Below are 12679 nucleotides of genomic sequence, written 5' to 3' on the forward strand. Positions count from 1 at the left end.
TTGCTTTTTATGCCACCTCTGGCAATATATCGACTTCGTAATGGTGTCGCAAACTGCGTTGACGGCGCGGATCGAACAACTCCATTGTAAATGACTGTGCCGGACGAATGCCACCAATTGCACCAACAGTTCCGCAAGTCATTCCGCTGCCTGCGGGCAACATTGTGGCGCCGTTAGTATAGCCAGCGATCAGATCCTGCGGCGTGCGCAGTGACGCTAACGGACCTTCCTGATACAGAACTTGTTCGCCGTTTTCTTCGATGTAGGAGCGGATCACCAGTTCGTCCCAATAGTCTGCAACTTCGGCCAGACGCCACGCTGTGTTAGCAACCGGTTTTACGCATAGCTGTTTCGACAGCGCTACGCTATGCGCCTCCAGTTTGCGGTCAGTATGGTCGGAGGCAATGCTGACATAGAGTTCGCCTTCGGCGGCGAAGACAAAGGTTTCGACCTCTCCCGACGAATCTGGGCCAACTACCTGGACTTGGCGCGACTGCGTTAGCTGGTTGCTGGCAATCCGGTAATACAAAGGAACGGCGCTGGGGCGTGAGATGCCGAGTGCCGCCAGTTCCTCTATGTGATGTTCAATGGCGGCGTGGTCGCGCCCGGCCCAACCGGCCACGATTAGCGTGTCGATATCGGTGTCGAGTTGGCGTGAACCTTGTTCGGTGTCGATTTGAAAGGAGATATGCATGATGATTCCAACGTTAAAGAAGACGGCACTGCAACGTGCAAAGCCGTGATGGTGGTGAAATTAGCGGACTTTTTTAATGAACACCAGGACCAGAAACGTTGCGGCTAATTCCAGCCCCGCCACGAAGTAAAGTCCAGAAGCCACGCTACCGGTGGAGGTTTTGAGCGAGCCGATAAGATACGGTGCGACGAAACCAGCCAAATTGCCAATCGAGTTGATGAGTGCGATGCCACCGGCGGCGGCGGTACCGGTAAGGAATGCCGCGGGAATCGACCAGAACACCGGGAAAGCAGCGAGAATACCTGCGGCAGCCAGCGTCAGGGCACACAGCGCCAGCACCGCATTGCCAATAAAGAATCCGGTCAATATCAAGCCAATGCTCGCTACCAAAGTTGCCAATGCACAGTGCAGACGCCGTTCGCCGCTGCGATCAGAATGGATGCCATTCCATATCATGGCGACGGTACCAGCGAGGAAAGGAACTGCCGAAATCAAGCCGATCTGCAAATTACCGACGATGCCGATTTCCTTGATGATGGACGGTGACCAAAAGGCAATCGTGGCGTTGCCGCTAACGACGCAAAAATACACAGCAGCGCATAGCCAAACCCGATAATTACGGCATGCGTCACGTAGTGAGGAATGTTTGCTGTCATGGTTTTCCGATGCCAACGCTTTGCTTACAGCCTGTTGCTCTGTCGTACTCAGCCATTTTGCATTGACTGGCTTCTCCGGCAGATAAAGCAATACCAAAATACCGGCGATTACGGAGGGAATCCCTTCCAGCAAAAACAGCCATTGCCAGTTAGCGAAATGACCAACGCCATCCATGCGACTCATGATAAGACCGGCAATCGGGCCACCCACGACGCCAGCAATCGCGAAGGAGGTCATGAACAGGCCATTAACACGCGCCCGCAGAGCTGCCGGAAACCAGTAAGTGAGGTACAGCACTACACCCGGGAAAAAACCGGCTTCGAACACGCCCAGAAAGAATCGAATGACATAAAAGCTGGCGGGTGTCTTGACATACACCATGGCCATTGAGGTCAAACCCCACAGGATCGTGATCCGGGCGAGCGTTTTTCTGGCGCCGATTTTTTCCAGCAACAAATTACTAGGGACTTCAAACAGGAAGTAGCCGATAAAAAAGATACCAGCGCCAAGTCCATAAACGGCCTCACTAAATTGCAAATCCTGCAACATTTGTAATTTGGCAAAGCCGACATTGACCCGATCTATCCATGCCAGTACGAACAGAAATACCAGAAACGGAATCAGCCGCCAGGCAATTTTCTTGTAGGTATCTTCCAACGCATTGTTCGCTAGTTTGATGTTGTTGCTCATGTGATGTCACCTGAAAAGGAAGTTGCTTCGCAGCCGTTAGCGAAGGATTGCGCGGTGTTTCTATGATCACCGTCACCGGTAGTACAGATCTGTCTATCGGATGAATTGAGTATGCGTAACGACCAGACGCCTGTCCAACAAGAAATTGTCAGCGCAGGCGATTGAAAAAGCTTATGAGCAAAAGTGGGGAGGTTTATGGAAGTTTAAGAGGATCTGTTCCTCTTATGGTGCGGGGCCTGATCAGGCAAGCGGGAAAGGCAGTTCCAGCGGTTCGGACGGTAATCTGGCGATTTCCGGTCCCCAATTCAGTGCGAATTCGGACGCGGTTTCCTGCGCGATGCTGGCAATGGTCTCGGTCAGCGCATTTTCTGGATCGTTGCGAAACGAGGCCATCAGCAGCAAAGCGGGGAACTCAGCATCCACCCGCAGCAGTTGCAAACTGCCATCATTGAGCTCACGCTGGATGATGGCAGGCGGCACTACGGCAACGCCGAACCCATCGCTGACCAGTCGTATCATGGTGGCCACGGAGGTAATGCAATTGATATGCAGCGAGCCACGTTCGCTGTTGGAAAACAGTTGTTTGATGATACTGTGCGGTCCCGAATTGCGGGCAAAACTGACCAGCGGAAAGGCAGCCAGATCGGACAAGGTCAGGGTTTCGTTGCCGATCTCCAACTTGCTGCTGCCAACCCAGCGCATCGGCAATTCGCACAGCTTGAAATTGCGTACATTGAGCGCGATCACTGGCTCTGCCAGCAGAACCAAATCCAGGTCACCCTTGCTGAACTGCTCGCTAAGATGAATAGTGGTATCGCTGGCGATTTCAATTTCCAGTTGAGGAAACAGTTTGTGAATACGTCCAATCAGGTCCGGAAACCAGCTATGTACGATGGATTCGATCACGCCAATCCTGATTACGCCAGAATAGTTATCACGGGCCGACATGTCGTCCTTCATTTCGCGCATCAGCTTGACGATACGTTCTGCATACACCAACGCCTTGCTACCGTCAGTAGTCAGGGCAACCTCACGTGCGCCACGATCAAACAGGCGCAGACCGAAATCCTGCTCCAGCGTGGCAATGCGGCTTGATACCGCAGCTTGCGTGGTGTGCAATTTTTCCGCTGTCAGCCGAAAATTTTTCAATTTCGCCAGCCAGACGAAGGTTTCGAGGAAACGGGTGTTCATCTGTCTATCGGTAATCTGTTATAGGTAAGGCATTAGTTTAGCTTAACAGGAAAGCATGAGGGGTGAAGAATGACGACCTAGCTGCGCTCGATTCTGATTTAATGCTGCTTAAGCGCTGAAGGAATTTATCGATCATGTCCATGTGATTCTGTAAAATTGTAGGTACTGGCAGCCTGTAGCTGCCAGCTTCCTTGCTACAAGTCTTAAAGCAAATTCATCTTTCTCGCCGCCTCACGCAACTCACCCCGAAAATCGGGATGGGCAATGCCGATCAGTTCCTCGGCGCGCTGTCGGGCCGATTTTCCGCGTAATTGCGCTACGCCGTATTCGCTCACCACATAATTCACATCATTCTTGCTGGTACTGACATGCGTGCCTGCGGTCAGTGTGGGGACAATCCGGGAGATGGTTTGATCCTTCGCGGTGGCAGGCAGGACGATAAAAGACTTTCCGCCGTTTGACCGATTTGCCGCACGTACGAAATCTGTTTGACCACCGGTACCGGATACTGGACAGAACCCCAATGTTTCCGAACCACACTGGCCGATCAGGTCTACTTGCATCGTCGCATTGATGGTGACAAGATTGTCGTTCTGGCCAGCGAGATATGGATCGTTCGTGAAATCGGCAGGATGCATCTCCAGCACCGGATTGCGATGCATGAACTGATAGAGTTTTTTGGAGCCGAGCGCAAACGTGGCGAGCATCTTGCCCGGATGCATATTTTTCCGCTTATTGGTGACAGCGCCTGATTCAACTAGCGTCATCAGACCATCACCGAGCATTTCGGTATGAATGCCAAGGTCACGCTTGTGGGTTAATTGCATCACCACTGCATCGGGGATGCCACCGTAACCAATTTGCAGCGTGTCACCATCATTGATCATATCCGCGACGTATTTGCCGATTGCTTCCTGTACCGGGCCAATTTTAGGTAAACCGACTTCTGGCAGCAGCTCCTCACTTTCAACAATGGCCGCGACCTGCGAAATATGGACGCGACAATTACCGTAGGAATACGGCACATTCGGATTGACTTCAAGAACGATCGCACGGGCCTTTTCAATCGCAGCCATGGTGTAGTCCGCGGCTAGACCGAGTGAGAAATAACCTTCCTCATCCATCGGCGAGGCCATGCTAAAAACAACATCGGCGGGCGAGAGTCCTTGCCGAAGCAAACTGGGTAACTCGGCAAAATAGGCGGGTATATAGTCGGTCCAGCCAGCCTGACCTCCGGCGCGTGACGCCGGGCCAAAGAAATACGCAACGTGGCGCACATGATCCGTCGTCTCATGGTCGTAATAGCCGTACTTTCGCAATGGAAGAATCTGAGATATGCGCACGTCCAGAAAATCCCGACGCTGCTCGGAGAGTGCCGTCAGCAGCTTTGGTGGCTCAGCAGAACCGGTCGGTACGACAATGGTGTCGCCATTATGAACAAGACGAACGGCGTCGTCGGCACTTAGACGTTTTTCCTGATATTTTTGATCGAACGACATGTGGATCTCCTCATTATTTTGTTATATTTATATTGTCTTATGATGTCTTATTTTTCGGTATTACTGGTGCGGCAATAGCCAGAGACTATTTTGAGGCGTGGTGGTCGGCAAGCGCCCTGCTTTCACGCCGCGATTTTAGTTCCGTCAGGTCGCTTGCTTATACGCCCTGACTTCAGTCAAAACATGCATCAGAACGTATCGCCAGGCACGCGTACCCATCCCTCCATCAACACCCGTGCGCTGCGGCTCATGATCGCTTTGGTCACCGTCCATTCATCGTTGTTCTGGACAGCTTCTGCACCCACCCGCAAGGTACCTGAAGGATGTCCGAAACGCACTGCACTTAACGCGCCACCGCCAGCGGCGAGGTTCACCAGCGTGCCGGGTATCGCTGCGGCGGTCCCGATGGCAACCGCTGCCGTACCCATCATGGCGTGATGGAGTTTGCCCATCGACATCGCCCGAACCAGCAAATCGATGTCGCCAGTCTCAACCGGTTTACCACTGGAGGAAACGTAGGCAGCGGGTTTGGCGATGAAGGCAACCTTTGGTGTATGTTGACGATTAGCCGCTTCGTCAATGTGCTTGATGAGTCCCATGCGTACCGCGCCATGCGCACGAATGGTTTCAAACAGGGCCAATGCCTTGTCATCGCTATTGATCGCATCTTGTAGTTCAATGCCGGTGTAGCCGATCGCTTCTGCGTTGACGAAAATGGTCGGTATACCCGCATTGATCATCGTCACTTTGAGCGTGCCGACGCCCGGCACTTCGAGGTCGTCGGTGAGGTTGCCGGTCGGGAACATTGATCCACCCGCGCCCTCTTCGTCGGCTGCTGGTGAGATGAATTCCAGCTGGACTTCGGCGGCGGGAAAGGTCACACCGTCAAGCTCAAAGTCACCAGTTTCTTGCACGCTGCCGTTGGTGATCGGTACATGCGCGATGATGGTCTTGGCGATGTTCGCCTGCCAAATACGTACCGTTGCCATGCCGTTTTGTGGAATGCGACTGGCGTCCACCAAGCCGTTACTGATCGCAAACGAACCAACTGCGGCAGACAGATTGCCACAGTTTCCGCTCCAGTCAACGAATGCTTTATCGATGGCTACCTGACCGAACAAGTAATCGACATCGTGATCGGGCTTGCTGCTTTTGGACAGAATAACCGTCTTGCTGGTACTTGAGGTCGCTGCACCCATGCCGTCAATCTGTTTGCCGTAAGGATCCGGGCTGCCAATGACGCGCAGCAATAACGCGTCGCGTGCAGCGCCCGGCACTTGCGCTGCTTCTGGTAGGTCTTGCAGGCGGAAGAACACGCCTTTGCTGGTACCGCCGCGCATGTAGGTGGCGGCAATTTTGATTTGGGGCACGTGGGTCATGGTGATGTTTCCTGAGTTGTCTTGAGTGGTCATGCGCGGCACATTTTTGCGCCGCGCAAGATGTCAAACCGTCTATCGGGATAGTGCTGCCTGGCTAGCTTTTTAGCTAACTTATTAGGCAGATTGTTGGCCAGACTGTTTGCAACTTATTATGCAGTTGCCGACGACTCCAGAAAGTCCTGAGCGAAACGTTGTAGCACGCCGCCCGCTTCGTAGATCGACACTTCTTCCGCGGTATCGAGGCGGCAAGTGACCGGCACTTCCACACGTTCGCCGTTCTGTCGGTTGATAACCAGCGTCAGCGTCGTACGTGGTGTACGCTCGCCAATCACGTCGAAGGTTTCGGTACCGTCGATGCTCAAGGTAAGGCGGTTGACGCCCGGCTTGAACTCCAGCGGCATCACGCCCATACCGACCAGATTGGTGCGGTGAATACGCTCAAAACCTTCAGCAGCAATCGCTTCTACACCCGCCAGACGCACGCCTTTAGCGGCCCAGTCACGTGAGGAGCCTTGACCGTAGTCGGCACCGGCGATAATGATCAATGGTTGTTTACGCTCCATGTAAACTTCAATGGCCTCCCACATGCGCGTAATCTTGCCTTCCGGCTCAACGCGGGTCAGCGAGCCTGCTTTGACTTTGCCGTTTTCCAGCACCATTTCGTTTTTCAGTGTTGGATTAGCGAACGTCGCACGCTGCGCCGTGAGATGATCACCGCGATGGGTAGCGTATGAGTTAAAGTCCTCTTCAGGTAAACCCATCTTAGCCAAATATTCACCGGCTGCGCTATTGAGCATAATGGCGTTCGACGGCGATAAATGATCAGTAGTGATGTTGTCACCCAAGACCGCCAACGGACGCATACCTTTCATCGTACGCTCGCCAGCCAGTGCGCCTTCCCAATACGGCGGACGACGAATGTAGGTCGTCTCTGGACGCCAGTCATACAACGGACTGACTTTCTCACCGTTATCGGCAACCACGGCGAACATGGGCTCGTAGACTTTGCGGAACTGTTCCGGCTTCACGCTGGAAGCGACGATGGCATCGATTTCTTCGTCAGACGGCCAGATATCTTCCAGCGTCACAGCGTTGCCAGCGGCGTCGATACCCAGGACATCTTTTTCAATATCGAAACGGATCGTGCCAGCAATCGCGTAAGCCACCACCAATGGTGGGGACGCCAGAAACGCTTGCTTGGCATACGGATGAATACGACCATCGAAGTTGCGGTTGCCCGAAAGAACAGCGGTAGCGTAAAGATCGCGATCCAATACTTCCTTCTGGATGACTGGATCAAGCGCGCCACTCATACCGTTGCAAGTGGTACAGGCAAAGGCGACAACGCCGAAGCCGAGTGTTTCCAACTCCGACAATAGCGCGGCTTCTTCCAGATACAGTTTGACCGTTTTGGATCCCGGAGCCAGCGAGCTTTTTACCCATGGCTTGCGCGTCAGACCGCGGGCATTGGCATTGCGCGCTAACAAGCCTGCGGCAATCATGTTGCGCGGGTTGTTAGTGTTGGTGCAACTGGTGATGGCAGCGATGATTACGGCACCGTCTGGCATCAGACCGGGCTCGTTTTCTACCTTGCCGCTGATACCACGCGCAGCCAGTTCGGAGGTTGGCACGCGGCTGTGTGGATTGGATGGCCCCGCGATATTACGTACTACCGAAGATAGATCGAAATGGATGACGCGTTCGTACTCGGCATGCTTCAGGCTGTCAGCCCACAGGCCAGTGGCTTTGGCGTAGAGTTCGACCAGTTTGACCAACTCATCATCACGACCGGTCAGTTTGAGGTATTTAATGGTTTGCTCGTCGATGTAAAACATCGCAGCGGTCGAACCAAACTCGGGTGCCATGTTGGCGATGGTGGCACGGTCGCCCAGCGTCAGATGGGATGCGCCTTCACCATAAAATTCGAGGTAAGACGATACAACCTTTTGCGCACGCAAAAACTCGGTCAGCGCCAGCACGATGTCTGTGGCAGTAATACCCGGCTGCGGTTTGCCGCTCAGTTGGACACCAATGATGTCGGGCAGACGCATCCAGGATGCGCGACCCAGCATGACGCTTTCAGCTTCCAGACCACCAACACCGATGGCGAGCACGCCCAACGCATCGACCATCGGCGTGTGACTATCGGTACCGATCAGCGTGTCAGGGAAAGCGACGCCATCTTTTACCTGCACCACCGGCGACATGCGCTCAAGATTGATCTGGTGCAGAATACCATTGCCCGGAGGAATCACGTCGACGTTTTTGAACGCCTTTTTGGTCCAGTTGATGAAATCAAACCGGTCTTCGTTACGACGGTCTTCGATGGCGCGGTTTTTATCGAACGCGTCCTTATCGAAGCCACCGCGCTCAACGGCTAACGAGTGATCCACCACCAATTGGGTTGGGACGACGGGGTTGACCAGCGATGGGTCACCGCCTTGGGCGGCAATCGCGTCGCGCAGTCCTGCAAGGTCGACCAGTGCGGTCTGACCGAGGATGTCATGACACACGACACGCGCTGGAAACCATGGAAAATCCAGGTCGCGCTTACGCTCGATGAATTGCTGCAGGGATGCAGTCAGCGTCGCAGGGTCGCAACGACGCACGAGGTTCTCGGCCAGCACGCGTGACGTGTACGGCAGTTTATCGTAAGCACCGGGCGAGATGGCATCGACCGCGGCCCGCGTATCGAAGAAATCTAGCTTGGTACCGGGAAGGGGTTTGCGATTTTCTGTATTCATGGCTCAGTCGGGAAAGAGGAGAATGCTCAGGTTTTAGGCGTTACTTACTGTCCTTGGTCGACCCGAGCGGCAAAGCGTCCGGGTCGATGTTCCTGCTTTTTATTAGTACGCGTATTGCTGAAAAATTGCTAAAAAAACGATTAGCGTTTGTCGATCGGTACGAATGCCAAATCGTCTGGTCCGACATAATTGGCAGATGGACGAATAATCTTGTTATCGATACGCTGCTCGATCACGTGTGCGGCCCAACCGGAGGTACGGGAAATCACAAACAGCGGCGTGAACATCGCTGTCGGCACACCCATCATATGGTAAGAAACGGCTGAAAACCAGTCCAGATTCGGGAACATTTTCTTGACTTCCCACATCACGGTTTCCAGACGTTCAGCAATGTCAAACATAGCTGTCGAACCAGCTTCCGCTGATAAATTGCGTGCAACTTCTTTAATTACTTTGTTGCGTGGATCGGATACGGTATAGACCGGATGACCAAACCCAATCACGACTTCCTTGTTCTCTACCCGGCTTCTGATATCCGTTTCTGCTTCGTCCGGATTATCGTAACGTTTCTGAATTTCAAAAGCTGCTTCATTCGCACCACCGTGCTTTGGACCGCGCAAAGCGCCGATTCCACCAGCGATCGCGGAGTAAAAATCTGAGCCTGTACCGGCGATAACACGGCTAGTGAAGGTGGAGGCATTGAATTCATGCTCTGCGTATAGGATCAGCGAAACGTGCATCGCTTTTTCCCATTCGGCGGATGGCTTTACACCATGCAACAGATGCAGGAAATGGCCGCCGATAGACTCATCATCGGTTTCAACTTCGATGCGCTTGCCGTTGGTGCTGAAGTGATACCAATACAGCAGCATCGAGCCGAATGATGCCATCAAGCGGTCCGCGATGTCGCGTGCGCCCGGCGCATTGTGGTCATCTTTTTCTGGCAATGTGCAGCCAAGCACCGAGACACCGGTGCGCATCACGTCCATCGGGTGCGAGGCGGCGGGCAGCGCTTCCAGCGCGGCCTTGACGCTAGCTGGCAAGCCGCGTAGAGATTTCAGTTTCGCCTTGTAGCCTTTCAGTTCTGCGGCAGTCGGCAACTTGCCGTGCACTAACAGATACGCGATTTCCTCGAATTCGCAGGTATTGGCGATATCCAGAATGTCATAACCACGATAGTGCAGATCGTTGCCGGTTTTGCCGACGGAACACAGCGCAGTGTTGCCTGCAGTGACGCCGGACAGCGCGACAGATTTTTTTGGCTTGAAAGGGGTTACTTGAGCTTCACTCATTTTTTGATTCCTGATAGAAAAGAATTGGTGTAATCGGTAAATTGTAGTCAGTGCTACGCTTTATTTCCCAGCAACAAATTTCTCAACCGTCCGCCGCAAACATCACGAAGGTTCGGGTCACCTGGATGGGAATGAGAGATAACGCTGCCGGGTCGGCTTTGCGCCTATCCTTTTATTTTTTCTGGGCGGCAAATAAGGCATCCAGATGCTGCTCGAAATCGTGATAGTTGATCCGGTCATACAATTCCATGCGCGTTTGCATGGTATCGATTACGTTCTTTTGCGTGCCATCGCGGCGGATGGCGGTGTAGACGTTTTCGGCGGCCTTGTTCATGGCACGGAAGGCAGACAGCGGATACAGCACCAAACCAACATCAGCTGATTTCAGCTCATCGACCGTGAACAAAGGCGTGGAACCGAATTCAGTAATGTTTGCCAACACCGGCACTTTGACAGCGGCGGCAAATTGCTTATACATTGCCAGCTCAGTGATCGCTTCAGGAAAGATCATGTCGGCACCCGCTTCGACACAGGCCATCGCCCGATCCAGCGCGGATTCCAGTCCCTCAACCGCGAGCGCATCGGTACGCGCCATGATGACGAAATTGTCGTCGGTACGTGCATCAACTGCAGCTTTGATACGGTCAACCATTTCCTGCTTGCTGACGATTTCTTTATTCGGACGGTGACCGCAGCGCTTGGCACCGACCTGGTCTTCAATATGGATCGCTGCTGCTCCAAATTTGATCATCGATTTGACGGTACGTGCGACGTTGAAAGCACTTGAACCAAAACCAGTATCGACATCCACCAACAATGGGAGATCGCACACGTCAGTGATACGGCGCACGTCGGTCAGTACATCATCCAAATTGGAGATACCGAGGTCTGGCAAGCCGAGCGAACCGGCTGCGACACCGCCACCGGAAAGATAAATCGCCTTGAAACCGGCGCGCTTGGCCAGCAATGCGTGATTAGCGTTGATCGCGCCCACAACTTGTAACGGGGACTCTTCTTGCATCGCCTTGCGGAAGGCTGCACCTGCGGAATAACTCATGTTTTCTCCTTATGGATCGCAAACTTGTTTCATGCAGATATCTGCAATTCTAATACCGCTAAACTCTGCAACAACCATGCCAACTAAATAGCTCGTTTTAGAAAACCCGGATGAATGTTGAATAAGTCATTAAAATCAACATCTTGGAATGAAGTACCAAGGGCGATTCGTTGTAATTTAATGATTTATTTAACAATAAATGTTTCAATTTTTGTTTCAAATAATGTTTCATTAAAATGATGAAACATTATTTGAAACAAAATGGAACATCGCGCTCACACATGAAAATGCCATTGAACAACATTCGTGCCGCTCAGCGCCACTCAGCGCCATTCAGCGCTATCAATAGCAATGACTGCCGATGATTGCCATTGAACATCACTGAGCTGGATCAACCGCCTTACCGGACATTATTTATTACGCCAAGGTAACATCAACAATACTGATTGGCATAAGTTGGCATAAAAATGAAGAAAGAAGAAAGAGCAATGACAACGATTGAACTACCTTTTCGAGCGACAACAGCGCAGGCATGCCACTGGCTTGCGCAGCAAACCGGATCACCGTGGACATTGGCACGCATGATAGAGAGCGGCTTGACGCCTTACGTCTGGCTGGAATATGACACCGAGTATCCAGCGCTGTTTGGTGATGCCAACGGCGGTTATCCGGCACCGATTTTTTTCGAAGGTGATACGCAGCGACTTGCCGCCGGTAGCGAAGATGTACTCATCACGATTACTAAAGATGTCTATCGGATAGTGGCGCAACTCAAACCTCCAGGTTTTAGGAGGGCTTTGCACGAGTTACGTTTTCTAAAAAAAGATCTGGAGCGCCTGACAAGCAAACTCAAACGTGAGGAAGACGCCAAGACCAAGGCCGACGCAAAAGCCAAGTCCGAACCAATCAGCGCCGACGGCGCAAAGGAATCACAAAGTGGCATCAACAAAGATCAAGCATTGATCGCATTTGCCAGCCTGGTAAAAATTGATCTACAGAAGGCGCTTGACGCTGGCGGTGGCATATTTGGCGATGATGGAGCAAGAGTTAAAGCGAGTACTAAAAAAGCAAAAAACAAAGCTGTGTGGAATCCGATTACGTTGGCGCTGGGATTGAACGACGTGTATCGAGTGCCAATGCCACATCTAAAACGTGCATTTAATACACATGATTTTTTAGCCGAATGGTCTAACGAATGGAACCAGGCTCTCGTGCTATTGGGCAAATAAAACGCCAACCGTGATGGTGGCGACAAAACGCCTGAAACACCATCCTTTCATCCGAAGAAGTCTCGCAATGTGAATTTTGAAATTTTCATGAACAACTGTTCGACTTCCGGCGACCACTCACGCCATTGCAATGGCGTCACAATATGCCTTTTTACCCCACAGAATGTGGCAGAAACTGCGCATCCGCAAATATTCAGAAACGCGCAGTTTCGCAAATCATAAATTACACGTAAAGTGGAACCTAATG

The 12679-nt window shown here is 52.4% G+C and carries 9 protein-coding genes; 1 reads left to right on the plus strand and 8 read right to left on the minus strand.

Translation table 11 applies throughout. The features are described 5' to 3' along the window. Positions 1 to 7: 7 nt before the first annotated feature. The 8 genes from ACXX82_RS03860 to prpB all read right to left on the minus strand — a co-directional run bounded on the left by ACXX82_RS03860 (position 8) and on the right by prpB (position 11203). Positions 8 to 694: a DUF2848 domain-containing protein gene (locus tag ACXX82_RS03860; RefSeq protein ID WP_323506741.1), complete on the minus strand. Its 687-nt coding sequence runs from the start codon at positions 692 to 694 to the stop codon at positions 8 to 10. 60 nt (positions 695 to 754) lie between these two features. Continuing rightward, positions 755 to 2041: an MFS transporter gene (locus ACXX82_RS03865; protein WP_322232312.1), complete on the minus strand. Its 1287-nt coding sequence runs from the start codon at positions 2039 to 2041 to the stop codon at positions 755 to 757. Between the two features lie 240 nt (positions 2042 to 2281). Further along, positions 2282 to 3232: a LysR family transcriptional regulator gene (locus tag ACXX82_RS03870; RefSeq protein ID WP_322232313.1), complete on the minus strand. Its 951-nt coding sequence runs from the start codon at positions 3230 to 3232 to the stop codon at positions 2282 to 2284. Positions 3233 to 3435: 203 nt separating this feature from the next. Further along, positions 3436 to 4731 carry an acetyl-CoA hydrolase/transferase family protein gene (locus tag ACXX82_RS03875; protein WP_323506742.1) on the minus strand — a complete coding sequence of 432 codons (1296 nt, stop codon included), beginning with the start codon at positions 4729 to 4731 and terminating at the stop codon, positions 3436 to 3438. 188 nt (positions 4732 to 4919) lie between these two features. Continuing rightward, positions 4920 to 6110: a 2-methylaconitate cis-trans isomerase PrpF gene (gene prpF, locus ACXX82_RS03880; RefSeq protein WP_323506778.1), complete on the minus strand. Its 1191-nt coding sequence runs from the start codon at positions 6108 to 6110 to the stop codon at positions 4920 to 4922. A gap of 149 nt (positions 6111 to 6259) precedes the next feature. Next, positions 6260 to 8854, minus strand: a complete 2595-nt coding sequence (acnD, locus tag ACXX82_RS03885) for a Fe/S-dependent 2-methylisocitrate dehydratase AcnD (protein WP_458562455.1) — start codon at positions 8852 to 8854, stop codon at positions 6260 to 6262. Between the two features lie 140 nt (positions 8855 to 8994). After that, positions 8995 to 10146: a bifunctional 2-methylcitrate synthase/citrate synthase gene (gene prpC / locus ACXX82_RS03890; protein WP_322232317.1), complete on the minus strand. Its 1152-nt coding sequence runs from the start codon at positions 10144 to 10146 to the stop codon at positions 8995 to 8997. A gap of 172 nt (positions 10147 to 10318) precedes the next feature. Continuing rightward, positions 10319 to 11203 carry a methylisocitrate lyase gene (prpB, locus tag ACXX82_RS03895; RefSeq protein ID WP_322232318.1) on the minus strand — a complete coding sequence of 295 codons (885 nt, stop codon included), beginning with the start codon at positions 11201 to 11203 and terminating at the stop codon, positions 10319 to 10321. 488 nt (positions 11204 to 11691) lie between these two features. Here prpB and ACXX82_RS03900 point away from each other — a divergent pair, with 488 nt between their 5' ends. Further along, the gene (locus tag ACXX82_RS03900; RefSeq protein ID WP_323506745.1) at positions 11692 to 12432 is read left to right on the plus strand and encodes a hypothetical protein; all 741 of its coding nucleotides are present in this window, start codon (positions 11692 to 11694) and stop codon (positions 12430 to 12432) included. Positions 12433 to 12679 lie beyond the last annotated feature (247 nt).

Source organism: Glaciimonas sp. GNP009, assembly GCF_054343755.1.

What these genes read in the sequence shown, in the direction of transcription:
- acnD (WP_458562455.1), bottom strand. Translation starts at nt 8,854, where the DNA reads ATGAATACAGAAAATCGCAAACCCCTTCCCGGTACCAAGCTAGATTTC.
- ACXX82_RS03865 (WP_322232312.1), bottom strand. Translation starts at nt 2,041, where the DNA reads ATGAGCAACAACATCAAACTAGCGAACAATGCGTTGGAAGATACCTAC.
- ACXX82_RS03860 (WP_323506741.1), bottom strand. Translation starts at nt 694, where the DNA reads ATGCATATCTCCTTTCAAATCGACACCGAACAAGGTTCACGCCAACTC.
- ACXX82_RS03875 (WP_323506742.1), bottom strand. Translation starts at nt 4,731, where the DNA reads ATGTCGTTCGATCAAAAATATCAGGAAAAACGTCTAAGTGCCGACGAC.
- ACXX82_RS03870 (WP_322232313.1), bottom strand. Translation starts at nt 3,232, where the DNA reads ATGAACACCCGTTTCCTCGAAACCTTCGTCTGGCTGGCGAAATTGAAA.
- prpB (WP_322232318.1), bottom strand. Translation starts at nt 11,203, where the DNA reads ATGAGTTATTCCGCAGGTGCAGCCTTCCGCAAGGCGATGCAAGAAGAG.
- prpF (WP_323506778.1), bottom strand. Translation starts at nt 6,110, where the DNA reads ATGACCCACGTGCCCCAAATCAAAATTGCCGCCACCTACATGCGCGGC.
- ACXX82_RS03900 (WP_323506745.1), top strand. Translation starts at nt 11,692, where the DNA reads ATGACAACGATTGAACTACCTTTTCGAGCGACAACAGCGCAGGCATGC.
- prpC (WP_322232317.1), bottom strand. Translation starts at nt 10,146, where the DNA reads ATGAGTGAAGCTCAAGTAACCCCTTTCAAGCCAAAAAAATCTGTCGCG.